This is a genomic window from Caulobacter sp. B11, from assembly GCF_002737765.1.
GTDB lineage: Bacteria > Pseudomonadota > Alphaproteobacteria > Caulobacterales > Caulobacteraceae > Caulobacter.
Map to the genome: position 1 here is coordinate 1 of NZ_PEGG01000007.1, position 13,940 is coordinate 13,940.

Here is a 13,940-nt window from a genome sequence, read left to right on the forward strand (position 1 = left end):
CCGCCCGGGCGCCGGCGTTGACCAGGCTGTCGCCGACCGCGACCCCGATCGCCAGATGGCCGACCAGGGCGACCCCCGATCAGGATCGCGCGACGGGCGGGGTTGAGCAGGATCAGGCCGACCGTCAGCAGGGGCGCCGAAGGCCCACAGGGTGGGCACGCCCTCGATGCTGCGCGTCAGGCTGTCGCTGAAGGCTGGCTGGCGAGCAATGACCGCAGCCAGGACCACCAGAAGGATGTCCTGACGACGTCGATCCCTATGCGCGGCGGCCAGCTGCATGCGTTGTCCCGTTTCCGGGAGAAAGGTTTAGGGCCTGATCTGGCTCCGCCGTGGGCCGATCTCCAACTCTGTGACGCTTTGTCGCATCCTGACGGCGAGAGCTTTCCCCCTCAGGTTGAAGAACCATCTTGATGGCGAAGCCCGCAGGGGCGCCGGCCAACGGCCAGGCGCCCCTTGAACGAAAAGGCCGTCAGGCCTGCGCCATGAGTTCCATTTTCATGCGCCGAACCGCGACGGCGACCGCGCCGGAGGCCTTGGAGAACGGCATGCCGGCTTCAAGCTCCCGTTCCGCGCTCGCATAGTCGGCCGCATTGATCTTTCGCGCGATCACCCCAGCGCAACGATGGAACTCGGTATGGCCCTCAACGCAGGCCTTGAAATTGGCGCTTGAGCCATGGGCGCGTTTGCCTTCGCTCTGAAGCCAGCGGCCGAGATCGCATTGGCAGTCGGAAGCGATGCTCGCGGCATCCAGTTGCGCCTTGTTCGCCAGCGCGATTCGCAACTTGACCTTCCAGTCGGCGTGGGCGGCGAGCGCCATGTCGAGATCCATGTCTTCTCCTCTGAAATACGAGCCACTCTCGTAAGGCTTCACCCTCTAAGGATCCCCTCAGACAATTGGTTAATGCCTTCGCCTGTCGCCGGAGTACGTCAGGGCAGAGCAGGCCTTGCTTGGACCAGGCTAGAACGTCTTCATCGCTGTCCAGATTGTCCGGTCGAAACCAGAGACAGTCTTCCCGGGATTGATGACCGACAGGCGCCCAGCATTCTCATGCCAATGAGGGTGTTCGGACGCCTTTCCAGGCGTCGAAGATGACGACAGCGTATCTTCCGTCCGGATTCACCGCCGCGAGAGCGCGCACGAGCGCATTGAGATCGCCCCCGCGATCGGTGAAGTGAACGAACAGCCGTCGCCCCGCCTGCAACGAGGTCTTTGAAGACCTCAATTCGGCCCAGGTCGCGGCGGGGCTCGGCTACCCCGCCATCGACTCGCGCTTCTCTTCCAGGGCCAGCCAGTCTTCCTCGGCGGTGGCCAGGTCGGCGCGGGCCTTGTCGAGGGTCTTCATCAGCTTGTCGAAGCCGGCCGGGTCGCGGGCGTAGAAGCCCGGATCGTGCAGCCGCCTTTTCCCAGGTCGGCCAGGATGCCGGGGCTGGCGGCGACCAGGGCCTCGCACTCTTCCAGCCGCCGCTGGTCCTTGTAGGACAGCTTGCCGGCCTTCTTGACGACGACCGGGGCGGCCGCCACGGCCTTGGGCGCCGAGGCGCCGGTGGCGTAGTCGCCGCCGCGCGAGCCGCGGGCGTCCTTGAAGAAGTCGGGGTTCTGGTCGATCAGGTCGGTCCAGCCGCCGGGCGTCTCGATGACATTGCCGCGGCCGTCCAGGGCGATGGTCGAGGTCGCCAGGCGGTCGATGAAGTCACGGTCGTGGCTGACCAGGATCAGGGTGCCGTCGAAATCGGCCAGCAGCTCTTCCAGCAGGTCCAGCGTGTCCATGTCCAGGTCGTTGGTCGGCTCGTCGAGCACCATCAGGTTGGTCGGCGCCGCCAGGGCCCGGGCCAGCAGCAGGCGGTTGCGCTCGCCCCCCGACAGGCTGGTGACCGGTTGGCGCAGCTGGGCCTCGGTGAACGAGAAGTCCTTGGCGTAGGCCGCCACGTGCTTGGGTTGGCCGCGCACCAGGATCGAGTCGCCGCCGCCTGGGGTCAGGAAGTCCCACAGGGTCATCTTTTCCGACAGGGCCATGCGGGCCTGGTCGACATAGGCGATCTCGAGATTGGTCCCCAGCGACACCGTGCCGGCGTCGAGCGCCAGCTCGCCGAGCAGCAGCTTGACCAGGGTGGTCTTGCCGGCCCCGTTGGGCCCGACCAGGGCCACGCGGTCGCCGCGCAGGATGCGGGTCGAGAAGTCCTCGACGATGGTCCGGTCCCCAAAGCGCTTGGTGACGTGCTTGGCCTCGACCACCTTCTTGCCCGAGGTCCCCGAGGACTCCACGGCCATGTAGATGGCGCTGCGCTGGTCGCTCTGGCGGTCCTGCTTCTGGGCGCGAAGGTCCAGCAGGGCCCGGCGGCGGCCTTCGTTGCGGGCTCGGCGGCCCTGGACGCCGCGGGCCAGCCAGGCGTTTTCCTTCTCCAGCTGCTTGTTCAGGCGGCGGGCCTCGTCGGCGTCGGCGGCCATCACCGCCTCGGCCCAAGTCTCGAATTCCGAGAATCCCTTGTCCAGGCGACGCACCTTGCGGTGCTCCAGCCAGAAGGTGCGCTGGGTGACCCGGTTGAGGAAGGCCCGGTCGTGGCTGACGATCAGGGCGGCGCACTTGGAGGCGGCCAGCTCTTCTTCCAGGGTCTGGATGGCGAAGATGTCCAGGTGGTTGGTCGGCTCGTCCAGCAGCAGCACGTCGGGCTGCTCGGCGAAGGCCCGGGCCAGGGCGGCGCGGCGGCATTCGCCGCCCGACAGGCCCTGGGTGCTCTTGTCCGGGTCGAGGCCGAAATCGGCCAGGGTGGCCTGGGCCTCATAGTCCTCGGCCCCGCCGGCCGTGCAGTAGTCCAGCAGGGTGTCGCCGGTGATCTGCGGCTCCTGGCTGACAAAGACGATCTTGGCGCCTGGCTGGGCCGAGCGTTCGCCGCTGTCGGCCTCGGCCCCTGGGCGGCGAGGATCTTCAGCAGGGTCGACTTGCCCGCCCCGTTGCGGCCGACCAGGCAGGCGCGGACCCGCGGCTCCAGGGCCAGGTCGACGCCGTCGAACAACGGCTTGGCGCCGTCGGCCAGACGCACGTCCTTGAGGGCGAGCACGGGGGCGCGGCCGGGCGCGGCGCGGGGAGAAGAAGCCATGGAGGAGAGGTCTACTGTCGTCGGGAGGGGAGGAGGAGGGGCCTATAGCAGGGCCGGGCGCAAAGGGACACAGGCTCATCCCGCCGTCCCGCGCCCGGGCCGGAGGATGAACCTGCGCCACCCTGCAGAAGCAGGCCTCTCCCTAGGCCGTCTTGTCTCGCGCGCTCGGACCTGGCGTCGGCGAGGCGGCCAGATGCTCCGCCCAGGTCATGGGCGCGACCTCGGGGCGGCCAGGGCCTCGGCGGCGCCCGCCTTGCCGCCGCCCGCGATCGCCTTGGCGATCTGGGCCAGGATCCAGGGACCCACCACATTGGCCAAGAAGGCCATGACTTGCGGGCCAGGGTCGAAGCCGCCCATCGGTCGCAGGACGGGCTTGTCCTGCAGGTCCAGTTCGTACTCGAAACTCGGGAACCAGCCACGCCCGCCGACCGGCAGATAGACCGTGCCGCCGCTCGGACTGCTGAGGGTGATGTAGTCATTATAGGCGTCTTTGGGGCTGGGCCCGACCTTGAACGTGAAGGCGGTCTTGTCGCCGGCCATCACGGTCATGACGCCGCTGTCGGCCCAGGGGACGCCGAAATCATCCACCCCGATCGAGCCGCCGGGACTGAGCACGATCCGATGGCCCATCTGCACACGGCGATCGCCGTCGAAATCTGCGGCCTGACCATGGCCGTCGTCGGGGAGGGACACGCCCCGACCCCAGTGCAGCAACACCGAGGGTCGCCCGCTATCCTTGACCACCAGGGTCAGGGGCGCGCCGTGAGCATTGGTGATGCGCTTGAACCAGATTACCGCCATCGAGAATTCTCCACCCTGTGACGCCCGAAGCCGAGCGAGTGATGGTGAATTAAACGTTCTGGATGCAGTACCCCCTGTTCCGGGGATTGGCGAGGCCGCGGCCCGTCAGGCTTTCCAGGTCAGGCTCCGGGTCGGGCGTCCTCGGCCGAACCGGGGCGCTCGCCCATCCAGCGATCCAGGGTGGAGGCCAGGCTGGCGGTCTCGATCGGCTTGGCCAGAACGTCGTCCATGCCGGCGGCGCGATACTGGGCGGATTCGTGGCTGAGGACGCTGGCGGTGACGGCGATGATCGGGATGCGCCTCAGGCCCTGGCCGGCCTCCTCGAGGCGGATCGAGCGGGCGGCGTCGACGCCGTCCATGCCCGGCATGTGGATGTCCATCAGGATCATGTCCCACGGCTGGGCGCGCCAGGCCTCGATGGCTTCCTGACCATTGGTGGCGAAGCCGCAACGGACCCCGAACGGCTCGAGCAGGGCGGCCAGGATGCGGCGATTGGTCGGGTTGTCGTCGACCACCAGCAGGGCGGCCGGCGCGGCGCGGTTGTCGTGTTCGGTCGGCGAGGCCTCGGCCGGAGCCTCGACCGCCGGCATGGGAATGCGCAGGTCGAACTGGGCGCCCTGGCCGGGCTGCGACTGGACGCCGAGCGAGCCCTGCATCTGGTCGGCCAACTGCCGGCAGATCGCCAGGCCCAGGCCGATGCCGCCGGCGGTCCGGGTCGAGGAGCCGTCCAGCTGGACGAAGCGCTGGAAGATCGCCTCCTGCTGGTCGGGCGCGATGCCCATGCCGGTGTCGCGCACCGAGATCAGCAGGCCGGCCTCGTCGCCGCCGATCTCGACCGTGACGCCGCCGTCCGGGGTGAACTTCAACGCGTTGGAGACCAGGTTGCCGACGATCTGGCGCAGCCGCCCCTCGTCGCCCAGGCGATAACCCGCCATGCCGGGCGCCAGGGTGATGGCGAGGCTCAGCCCGTGATCCTGGGCCGAGGCTTGATAGAGTCGCTGGATGTCCTCGGCGAAGGTCTCCACGGCAAATCGGGTGGGGCGCAGTTCGAAATTGCCCGCCTCGATCTGCGAGATGTCGAGGATGTCCTCGATCAGTTGCCGCAGGGCGCGCGACGCGGTGGCGATCACCTGGATATGCGGGGTCGGGTCAGCGTCGCCCGTGTCGCGCGCCATCAGCTGCCCCTCGCCGAGGATGGCGTTGAGCGGGGTGCGCATCTCATGGCTGATCGTGGCCAGGAACTGTGACTTGGCCTGGTTGGCGGCGTTGGCCCGGGCCGACACCTGTTCCAATTCTGCGGTACGCTCGCGGACCCGCAGCTCGAGCTCCTGGTTGGCGCGCTCGATCTCGCGATTACGACGCTCCACATCCGCGAGCAGGTCGCGGTTCTCGTCGCGCAGGCTGAGGCTGTCGACCAGCAGGCGGTAGTTGGTGTTGTGGCCCACCAGCATGACGCCGCAGAACACGGCGCCGAGCACGCCGAGAATCCGGTCGCCGGCGCCGATGGAGATCAACACCAGCGAGGCGGGCAGCAGCAGCAGCGTGACATAGGCTCGACCTGTCCATTTCAGCGAGGCCAGCACCCCCACCGCGCCGCCGGCCAAGGCCGACAGCACGATGATGATCGTGTAGCGCACCATCGGGCTCTCGACCGGCAGTCTCAGATAGGCCAGCACCGCCCAAAGCCCGGCGCTGATCACCAGGCCCAGGCAATGGAAAAGGGTCAGGCGCGAGAGGTGGCGGGCGAAGCGTCCGCCGTCCAGGGCCGCGCCGAGCAGGCGGGCATTGACCAGCCGCACGGCCAGCAGGGTCAGGACGATCGCCAGCCATAGCAGATAGAACGAGCGTTCGGCCTCGGGGGCGATGAAGGTCACGCTGACGGCGGTCGCGGCCTGGACGACCATCGTGGCGAAGCTGTTGCGATAGGCATGGGCCAGAAGCCCCAACCGAAGCGCCTCGGACTCCTTGCGGGCCTCGTCGGACTCCGATGGCGGCACGGCCCTTTTTCCTCCCCGGGGTTTTTCAGCGCGAAGCTTAGGCTGGGCAGGGTGAACGAAGATTTGCAAGGCCTGCCCTCGAGGGGGCGAAATTGCTCAAAATGAGGATTCGGCCGGTCAGTAGGGCAGGCGATCCTGGGCGACGGGCTCGGATGTCGCCGCCGGCGCCTCGATCATCGGCTCGGGCGCGGCCTCCAGGTCGGCGGCGGCGCGGGCGAATTCGGCCGCCAGGGTCTCGCAATAGCCGTTGCGCGGTCTCGCCACTCTTACAGAACCGTAAGGTGACAGGCGTCGATTAATGTAAGCACTTACATATTATGACGCAGCCGCCCCAGCTTCCGCCCCTGCAAATCGCCGATCGCGCCTTCGGCACGCGGTTGCGGCGGTTGCTGGACGGGCTCAATCGCGGGGTGGGCGAGGCCTATCGCGCGGCGGAGCTCGACTTCGAGCCGCGCTGGTTTGGCCTGTTCACCCTGGTGCGCGACCATCCCGGCGTTGAGGTCGGCGAGGCCGCCGCCGTGCTCGGCCAGAGCCATCCGGCCGTGGTTCAGGTGGTCAACAGCCTGGTGTCGCGCGGTTATCTTGACCGCCGCCCGTCGCCGACCGATCGCCGCCGCACCGGCCTGCGGCTGACCCCCGCCGGCCTGGCCCTCAATCATCGCCTCACTCCGGTCTGGACCGCGGTCTTCCAGGCCACTGACGCGCTGCTGGCCGAGGTCGCGCCCGACTTTCTGGACCAGCTCCAGGCCCTGGAGGCCGCCCTCGACGCCCGTCCCATGCAGGCTCGCATCCAGAGCCTGATCCCCGATTCAGCCCTCTCGCAACCCAGAGACCCCTCGTGAAACAGCTTACCCGCACCGTCGCCGTCGCCGCCCTGATCGCGGGCCTCGGCGCCCCCGTCCTGCCGGCCCTGGCCCAGGCCCCCACTGGTCCCGCGCCCCGTCAGCAGCCCGCCCCGGTGGTGATGAGTCCGCCCGAGCGTCAGGCGATGCTGACCCTGATCGCCCAGACCATCGAGGACCGTTACGTCCATGCCGGTCCGGCCAAGGCCATCGCCGCCGAGGTGCGCGGTTGGTCGGCCGACCCCGCCCTGGCCAGGACGACCGACCCGACCGTCTTCGCCGACCTGATCAGCGAGCGGCTGGGCAAGCATGACCGCCACTTCCGGGTGATGTGGCGGCCGCCGCAGGCGGCGGGTCCGGGCGGTCCGGGCGGTCCGTCGCCCCAGGGCGGCCCCGGCGGTCCGTCCGGCCCCTCGCCGCAGGAGCAGGCGGCGATGGAGACCGAACTGAAGTTCATCAATGCTGGCTTCGAGGCGGTCGAGCGCCTGCCGGGCAATGTGGGCTATCTGCGTCTGGCCGGCTTTGCGCCGCTGGAGGGGCCGATGTTCGGGCCCAATCCCTCGGCCTCGCGCCGGGCGGCGGAGTCGGCCCTGGCGTTCCTCGGCCATACCGACGCGGTGATCGTCGACCTGCGGATGAACGGCGGCGGCGACCCGGCCATGGTCAATTTCATCCTCAGCCACTTCTTCGGCGAGACGCCGGTCCTGCTCAACAGCTTCTACGAGCGCGAGGGCGATCGCACCGTGCCCAACGCCACCCAGGCCCGGATCGACAATCCGCGCCGTCCCGACACGCCGCTGTTCGTGCTGGTCAGCAACCGCTCGGCCTCGGGGGCGGAGGAGTTCGCCTATGACGTCCAGAGCCAGAAGCGCGGCGTGATCGTCGGCCAGACCACGGCCGGGGCGGCCAATCCGGGCGGGGTGGTGCCGCTGGACAAGGGCTTTGCCATGTTCATCTCGACCGGCGCGCCGATCGACGCGGTCACCAAGACCAACTGGGAGAAGGTCGGGGTCAAGCCGGATGTCGAGGCGAACTTCAAGGACGCCCTGCCGCGCGCCCACGCCCTGGCCCTGAAGGCGGCGATCGCCCGGGGCGCGGCCGATGGCGGCCAGGAGGCCAAATGGGAGCTGGTCCGCGCCGAGGCCCTGGCCTCCGGGGCGGCGACGCCCGAGGCGGCCAAGGCCGCCTATGTCGGGCGCTATGAGGACATCACCGTGGCCCTGTCGGGTGGCGACCTGACCTATCAGCGCGGCCAGAACCCGGCCTCGACCCTGATCCCCCTGGGTCCGGACCTGTTCTCCCCGCAGCTGATCAACAGCCTGCACATCCGCTTCCAGCGCGATGCGGCCGGGGTGGTGACCGGCCTGATCCAGGAACGCCCGGAAGGTCCGCCGCGGGTGATGGGCAAGACCTGAGGGCGCGCTGCGGCTGGGGACACCTGCTCACACCACGGCCTCAGTCCGAAAGGCGCGGCTCATGGGTGAGTAGGTGTCCCCGTCCTTGAGCCGAAGCGCCTTTCAGGATATACATCACGTATATCCCGTGAGCCTCGCCGATGACCCGCACCACCCTGTTCCTGTCCAATCGCTCCCAGGCCGTGCGCCTGCCCAAGGACGTGGCCTTTCCGCAAGAGGTCAAGGCGGTGACCGTGACCCGTGACGGGCGCCGCCGAGTGATCGCGCCGGCCGATGCGGCCTGGGACGACTTCTTCGACGCGCCGGGCATCGATCTGGGCCAACGCGACCAGCCGCCGATCCAGGAGCGGGACGCCTTGTGATGCTGCGCTACCTGCTCGACACCAATCTGTGCATCCGGGTGTTGCGCGACCGGCCGGCCTCGGCCCGCGAGCGGTTCAATCGCGAGGCGGAGTCGCTGTGCATCTCGACCGTGGTGCTGACCGAACTGCTGCACGGCGCCGCCAAGTCCGCCCGGCCCGATGACAACCGCCGCGAGGTCGGGCGCTTCGCCGCCCGGCTCGAGGTGCTGGCCTTCGACGTCCCGGCCGCCGACCACGCCGCCGACATCCGCGCGGTGCTGGAACGCGAAGGCCGAATGATCGGCGGCTACGACATCCTGATTGCCGGCCAGGCCCGCTCGCGCGGCCTGATCGTGGTGACGGGCAATCTGGCCGAGTTTCGCCGGGTGGACGGATTGCGGTGCGAGGACTGGCTGGGGGAGGCGTGAGTGGAGTGCTCCAGAGCTGAGGCTTGGCTGGGGACACAGACTCACCCAAACGGTCCGGGTCGGAAGGGCGCGGCTCATCGGTGAGGCTGTGTCCCCGTCGGTTGAAACCAGTCGCCAGTGTCGGTCCGCCGCAGAGGCTGCGGACAAGTCGGGGCAAAGGCCAGGAACTTCCGGGGGTTAGGGGCGCGAAGAGTTGGGCGCACCTACTCCCCCAACGGTCTGCGCCCGGCTCGGCGCGGCTTGGCGGGTGAGTAGGTGTCCCCGCTTCCGCGCCGCCTCAGTAAGGCAACCGGTCCTGGTCGGTCGGTTCCACCGGGGCCACGGGCGTTTCCGCCACCGGCTCGACCACCGCTTCCAGCTCTGACGCCGCCCGGGCGAACTCGGCCGCCAGGGTCTCGTAATAGCCGTTGCGCGGATCGGGCGAGGAGCGCGGAGCGGGGTCGGGCAGCAGCCAGGGGAAGTCGCGCACCGCCAGGCCCTCGTGGGCGCTCAGCATGAACCGCCGCCAGATGCTGGCCGGGATGTCGCCGCCGACCACCTTGTTCATCGGCTTGTCGTCGTCATTGCCCACCCAGACCCCGGTGACATAGTCGGGGTGAAGCCCACGAACCAGGCGTCGCGCCAGTTCTGGCTGGTGCCCGTCTTGCCGGCGGCGGGACGGCCGAAGGCGGCGCGCTTGGCGGTGCCGATCTCGACCACCTTCTTCATCATCTTGACCATGATGCTGGCTTTGGCCATGTCGTAGACCCCGGTCGGCGGGCTCTGGTCGCGGACGAAGATTGCCCGGCCGTCCTGGGTGCTGATGGTCTCGATCACATAGGGCGCGATCCGCTGGCCGCCCAGCTGGAACACCTGGAACCCGGCCGTCAGCTGCAACAGGCTGACCTCATAGGCTCCGAGCGACACCGACAGGTCGGGACTGGGCGGCAGGGTCGTGATCCCGAAGCGCCGCGACAGGTCGCCGATCGCCGCGCCGCCGACCTCCTGGGCCAGCTTGACGGCGATGGTGTTGGTGGAATTGACCAGGGCGCTTTCCACGGTCATCGGGCCGCGATAGCCGCCGCCATAGTTCTCGGGCGCCCAGTCGCCGAACCTCACCGGCCCGTCCTCGCGGATGTCGGTGGGCAGCACGCCCTTCTCGACGGCGGCGGCATAGACGAAGGGCTTGAAGGTCGAACCCGGCTGGCGGCGGGCCTGGACGGCGCGGTTGAAGGGGCTCTCGATATAGTCGGTCCCGCCGACCATGGCCCGGATCGCCCCGTCGGCCGACAGCGACAGCAGGGCCGCCTGACGGGCCCCGGCGTTCTCGCCGGCCAGGGCGATGGCCTGGGCGACGATGTCGGTTCCGGCCTTCTGCAGGCGCGGATCGATGGTCAGGCGCACCACCAGGTCGGGGGCGTTCTGGCCGGCGATGCGCACCGCCTCGCTGGTGGCGTAGTCGAGCACCCAGCCATAGACGCCCTCGTCGGCGACCGCCATCGGCGACAGCCGCGGGGTGTCGTCCAGGGCGCGGCTCTCCTGGTCGGTGGTGATCCAGCCCTCCTTGCGCATATTGGCCAGGACCAGGCGCGAGCGGGCCAGGGCGCCGCTCATGTCGCGGGTCAGGGCCAGGCGCGAGGGGGCCTTGGGCAGGGAGGCCAGCAGGGCCGCCTCCGACAGGGTCAACTGGCTGGCCGGCTTGCCGAAATAGGTGCGCGACGCCCCGTCGACCCCGAAGGTATTGGCCCCGAAGAACACCCGGTTCAGATAGAGCTCCAGCACCTCGTCCTTGCTCAGCACCTGTTCCAGGCGCTGGGCCATCAGCATTTCCTGCAGCTTGCGCTTGACCGTGCGGTCGGGGGTCAGGAACAGGCCCTTGGCCAGTTGCTGGCTCAGCGTCGAGGCCCCCTGCACCGTGCGGCCGGCCCGCCAGTTGACATAGGCGGCGCGGGCGATGCCGTAGGGGTCGATCGGGCCGTGCTTGTAGAAGCGCTTGTCCTCGGCGGCCATGAAGGCCAGGGGCACATAGTTGGGCAGGGTGCGCAGGGTGATGCGCTGGCCATAGCGCGGCCCGCGGCTGGCGATCACCTGGCCGTTCTTGTCCTCGAAGCGGATGCCGGGCGCGCGGTTGACTGCGAACAGGGCCTCGCGACTGGGCAGGGTGGGGGTGTCGCGCAGATATTTCCACCACACATAGCCGGCCCCGGCGGCGGCGCTCAGCACCCCCAGCACCAGGCCGACCAGCAGGGTCTTCCAGATCCAGCCGCTCTTCTTCGCCTTGGCCTTGGCCTTGGCGTGCATCAGGTCGGCGCGGAAGGGCTCCTCGGGCGGGGGAGGAGGGGGCGGCGGCGGCGCGAATGGGTCTTGCGGCGGCGGGGCGCCGAACGCGGTCTGAGGCGGGGCGAAGTCCGGCGCCGGCGGCTTGGGCGCGCCGGGCTCATCGTCGAAACGGAAGGGCGGAAGCGTCCAGTCGTTCACGTTTGCGCACGGCCCCGGTTGGTCAAAACGTCAATTGGGTTTAGGACGCCGGGATGATGGCGCGCAAACCTTTCTGGGAGACGAAGTCTCTTGATCGCATGACCGTCCCCGAGTGGGAGAGCCTATGCGATGGCTGCGGGCTTTGCTGCCTGGTTCGCTTCGAAGACGAAGATAGCGGCGACATCATCCCCACGCGGGTGCACTGCCAGCTGTTCGACTCCCAGGCCTGCACCTGCACCGACTACGTCAACCGGCGCAAGACGGTGCCCGACTGCATCAAGCTGACGCCCTACAATATCCAGCAGCTGGGCTGGATGCCGCCCTCCTGCGCCTATCGCCGCCTGCACGAGGGCAAGCCCCTGCCGCTGTGGCACCCGCTGATCACCGGCGACCCGGAAAGCGTCCACGTGGCCGGGATCTCGGTGCGCGGCCAGACGGTCAGCGAACTGTCCTTCGAGCACGCCGAGGACGCCATGGACTTCGTGGCCGAGGACCTGATGTACGACAAGAGCAACGTGATCTACGACCCGGAGTGAGGGCGGGGCTCTCTCAGGCCGTTTCCCCGGCGAAGGCCGGGGCCCAGATTCACCCTGAGCCTTTGGGGCTGATCCGCCTTCCGCCCTCGCCCAGACCCCCGCCGCTCCGGGTTCGATCTGGGCCCCGGCCTTCGCCGGGGAGGTGGGTTTCTTATCGGCCCAGCTCGGACTTCCCAAAAAGTTATCCACAGGGTTTGGGCCGCTCAGAACGCCATCCGCCCCGGATGGCCGCTCGCCTTAAACCCTTGGTGGAATTGGAGCTCTGGGGTCAGGCCGTGTCAAGGATCGCCTCCGGCGACCGCGCGCGGCGGCGCGGCGCGCCGTCCTTGACACGGCCTGACCCCAGAGCAAGCTCGCCGCCAAGGCTTTAGGGCTGGGCCTGCCCGGCGGGCGGGTTGGTCACGGGGTGGGAAGCGGCCATTGCGCCTCACCCAGCTAACAGGTACGACGTCTCTCTGCCGTTGATTGGTTCTGGAAGCTACGATGACAAGTTTCACAAAGGAGCACGGCAATCGCCTCGCACTTTCATTGCTTATAATTTGGGTGGGCAGCGTATTTATTGGTGCGACAGTCTACGTTCTGTCACGAAGACCATTCGTCGACACGTTTATAATTGCCATGGTGCTATGTTTCGGCTCTGTTATTATAAGTCTATTGATAAAGCGTGATTTTCTGTCAGCGGTTATTTTGCTGGGCGGAGGATTAATATCCTTTGCGCTCACAATAATTTTGCATGAAACGCTTCTGATGTTTTTGTGAGCCGAACAGTAAGCCATCAAAGTCACCAACGGGTCGAAAGCGGCAATTACCGCCCATCCCAAAACCACCCCTTCCACCGTCATTCCCGCCCTTGCGGCGGGAGAGCCCCTGGTTCAGCCCGCAGGTGAAGCGCAGACGGCGTGCTCCAGCTCGCCGCCCCTCCTGCCCTTGCGGCAGCTAGAGGGGTTCCCGCCACAAGGGCGGGAATGACGGGGGTTGAAGGGGGTGAAGCGGGGCGAACGGGGATCCACGCCGATCCATCCTCGGCGTCCAGCCGATAGACCCCAACAAAATCAACGCCCTAAAACTATCTCGCGCCCTTCGATCAGAGGCGCACGCTGCTCCCGTATAGTTCTGACATGGCCGAAAGAAGCGAACAGAACCCCGATTGGGCCGCCGATCTGCAGGCGCGGATGATGACGGCGGTCAGCGCCCAGTGGGACGTGATCGACAAGACCGACGACCCCGTGATCCTCGCCGCCGCCGTGACCAAGACGCGGGCGATCGGCGTGCTGGCCCGCACGGCCAGGAGCGTCGTGGTCCTGGCGCCCGATCCCACACGCGCCGCGTCCAGGGCCGAAGCCGAAGCCGAACAAGAGGCCGACATGCATGACGACCACCCGGAAGACCCTGCCGAGCTTCACGGCCGCGCTTGTCGCCCAGCTCTGTGGGCATCGCTGATCTTCTCGAAACCAAGGCGCGAACGGCCGCGGATGCTGAAGGCGATCCTGGCGACGCTGAAGCCAAGACGAGATGCACTGGTTCCTGAGCGCCTGCCGGGGGAAGACCCTGCCCCACCAGCATCCTGACCCGACGCCCTGGTCCACCTGGCTGCTGATGGGCGGGCGGGGGCGCGGGCAAGACCTTCGCCGGGGCCCGCTGGCTGGTGAACAAGGCCTTCGAGGTGCCGCACCTGGCCGTGGTCGGGCCACCCTGCACGATGTGCGGGAGGTGATGGTCGAGGGGGCTTCGGGCCTGCGCGCCCTGAGCGGTCCCCGCTTTCGCCCCCGCTGGGAGGTCAGCCGCCGGCGCCTGCTCTGGCCCAACGGCGCCGTCGCCCAGGCCTTTTCGGCCGAGGATCCCGACAGCCTGCGCGGCCCGCAGTTCCACGCCGCCTGGGCCGACGAGTTCCTGTGCCTGGCCCAAGGCGGCCGAGGCCCTGGCCATGCTGCGCTTTGGCCTGAGGCTGGGCGCCGATCCGCGTCTGGCGGTGAACCACCACCCCGCGGCCGGACCCGGGCCCTGAAGACCCTGATCGCCGAGCCGGG

At 68.4% G+C, this 13,940-nt stretch carries 12 protein-coding genes and 2 pseudogenes; 7 read left to right on the top strand and 7 right to left on the bottom strand.

Annotation, left to right across the window (positions count from 1 at the left end):
* The 6 genes and pseudogenes from CSW58_RS14540 to CSW58_RS13905 form a co-directional block, all read right to left on the bottom strand.
* A partial coding sequence (locus CSW58_RS14540) for a hypothetical protein (RefSeq protein WP_236627558.1) occupies window positions 1-279 on the bottom strand: 279 nt, incomplete at its 3' end.
* 190 nt (window positions 280-469) lie between these two features.
* Window positions 470-829: a CZB domain-containing protein gene (locus CSW58_RS00575; RefSeq protein WP_099445891.1), complete on the bottom strand. Its 360-nt coding sequence runs from the start codon at window positions 827-829 to the stop codon at window positions 470-472.
* A 421-nt stretch (window positions 830-1,250) separates the two neighbouring features.
* Window positions 1,251-3,096, bottom strand: a pseudogene (locus CSW58_RS00580) (ABC-F family ATP-binding cassette domain-containing protein).
* A 207-nt stretch (window positions 3,097-3,303) separates the two neighbouring features.
* A complete protein-coding gene (locus tag CSW58_RS00585; RefSeq protein WP_099445892.1) occupies window positions 3,304-3,897 on the bottom strand; it encodes a hypothetical protein in 594 nt (197 codons plus the stop codon).
* Between the two features lie 119 nt (window positions 3,898-4,016).
* Window positions 4,017-5,894: an ATP-binding protein gene (locus CSW58_RS00590; protein WP_099445893.1), complete on the bottom strand. Its 1,878-nt coding sequence runs from the start codon at window positions 5,892-5,894 to the stop codon at window positions 4,017-4,019.
* A gap of 117 nt (window positions 5,895-6,011) precedes the next feature.
* Window positions 6,012-6,158 carry a hypothetical protein gene (locus tag CSW58_RS13905; RefSeq protein ID WP_161494525.1) on the bottom strand — a complete coding sequence of 49 codons (147 nt, stop codon included), beginning with the start codon at window positions 6,156-6,158 and terminating at the stop codon, window positions 6,012-6,014.
* A gap of 53 nt (window positions 6,159-6,211) precedes the next feature.
* Here CSW58_RS13905 and CSW58_RS00595 point away from each other — a divergent pair, with 53 nt between their 5' ends.
* The 4 genes from CSW58_RS00595 (at window position 6,212) to CSW58_RS00610 (ending at window position 8,920) form a co-directional block, all read left to right on the top strand.
* Window positions 6,212-6,736, top strand: a complete 525-nt coding sequence (locus tag CSW58_RS00595) for a MarR family winged helix-turn-helix transcriptional regulator (RefSeq protein ID WP_099445894.1) — start codon at window positions 6,212-6,214, stop codon at window positions 6,734-6,736.
* Window positions 6,733-8,151 (top strand): S41 family peptidase, encoded by a 1,419-nt coding sequence (locus CSW58_RS00600; protein ID WP_099445895.1) that lies wholly within the window; start codon window positions 6,733-6,735, stop codon window positions 8,149-8,151. The genes CSW58_RS00595 and CSW58_RS00600 overlap by 4 nt, the downstream gene beginning before the upstream one ends.
* 140 nt (window positions 8,152-8,291) lie before the next feature.
* Window positions 8,292-8,513: a type II toxin-antitoxin system VapB family antitoxin gene (gene vapB, locus CSW58_RS00605; protein ID WP_099445896.1), complete on the top strand. Its 222-nt coding sequence runs from the start codon at window positions 8,292-8,294 to the stop codon at window positions 8,511-8,513.
* Entirely contained in the window at window positions 8,513-8,920 is a 408-nt protein-coding gene (locus CSW58_RS00610) for a type II toxin-antitoxin system VapC family toxin (protein WP_099445897.1), read from the top strand. Before vapB ends, CSW58_RS00610 begins: the two co-directional genes overlap by 1 nt.
* A gap of 277 nt (window positions 8,921-9,197) precedes the next feature.
* On the opposite strand, the pseudogene CSW58_RS00615 reads toward CSW58_RS00610, so the two are convergent.
* A pseudogene (locus CSW58_RS00615) lies at window positions 9,198-11,377 on the bottom strand (PBP1A family penicillin-binding protein).
* A gap of 53 nt (window positions 11,378-11,430) precedes the next feature.
* Here CSW58_RS00615 and CSW58_RS00620 point away from each other — a divergent pair.
* The 3 genes from CSW58_RS00620 to CSW58_RS00635 form a co-directional block, all read left to right on the top strand.
* Entirely contained in the window at window positions 11,431-11,913 is a 483-nt protein-coding gene (locus tag CSW58_RS00620) for a YcgN family cysteine cluster protein (RefSeq protein WP_099445898.1), read from the top strand.
* Between the two features lie 1,118 nt (window positions 11,914-13,031).
* The gene (locus CSW58_RS00630) at window positions 13,032-13,481 is read left to right on the top strand and encodes a hypothetical protein (RefSeq protein WP_099445899.1); all 450 of its coding nucleotides are present in this window, start codon (window positions 13,032-13,034) and stop codon (window positions 13,479-13,481) included.
* Window positions 13,426-13,940 (top strand): terminase large subunit domain-containing protein (locus CSW58_RS00635; protein WP_236627559.1); only part of this gene is annotated, 515 nt, incomplete at its 3' end. The genes CSW58_RS00630 and CSW58_RS00635, both read left to right, overlap by 56 nt.

Excerpts from the sequence above, each read along its gene's own strand:
- CSW58_RS00575 (WP_099445891.1), bottom strand. The coding sequence starts at position 829 with ATGGATCTCGACATGGCGCTCGCCGCCCACGCCGACTGGAAGGTCAAG.
- CSW58_RS00585 (WP_099445892.1), bottom strand. The coding sequence starts at position 3,897 with ATGGCGGTAATCTGGTTCAAGCGCATCACCAATGCTCACGGCGCGCCC.
- CSW58_RS00595 (WP_099445894.1), top strand. The coding sequence starts at position 6,212 with ATGACGCAGCCGCCCCAGCTTCCGCCCCTGCAAATCGCCGATCGCGCC.
- vapB (WP_099445896.1), top strand. The coding sequence starts at position 8,292 with ATGACCCGCACCACCCTGTTCCTGTCCAATCGCTCCCAGGCCGTGCGC.
- CSW58_RS00610 (WP_099445897.1), top strand. The coding sequence starts at position 8,513 with ATGCTGCGCTACCTGCTCGACACCAATCTGTGCATCCGGGTGTTGCGC.
- CSW58_RS00620 (WP_099445898.1), top strand. The coding sequence starts at position 11,431 with ATGATGGCGCGCAAACCTTTCTGGGAGACGAAGTCTCTTGATCGCATG.
- CSW58_RS00630 (WP_099445899.1), top strand. The coding sequence starts at position 13,032 with ATGGCCGAAAGAAGCGAACAGAACCCCGATTGGGCCGCCGATCTGCAG.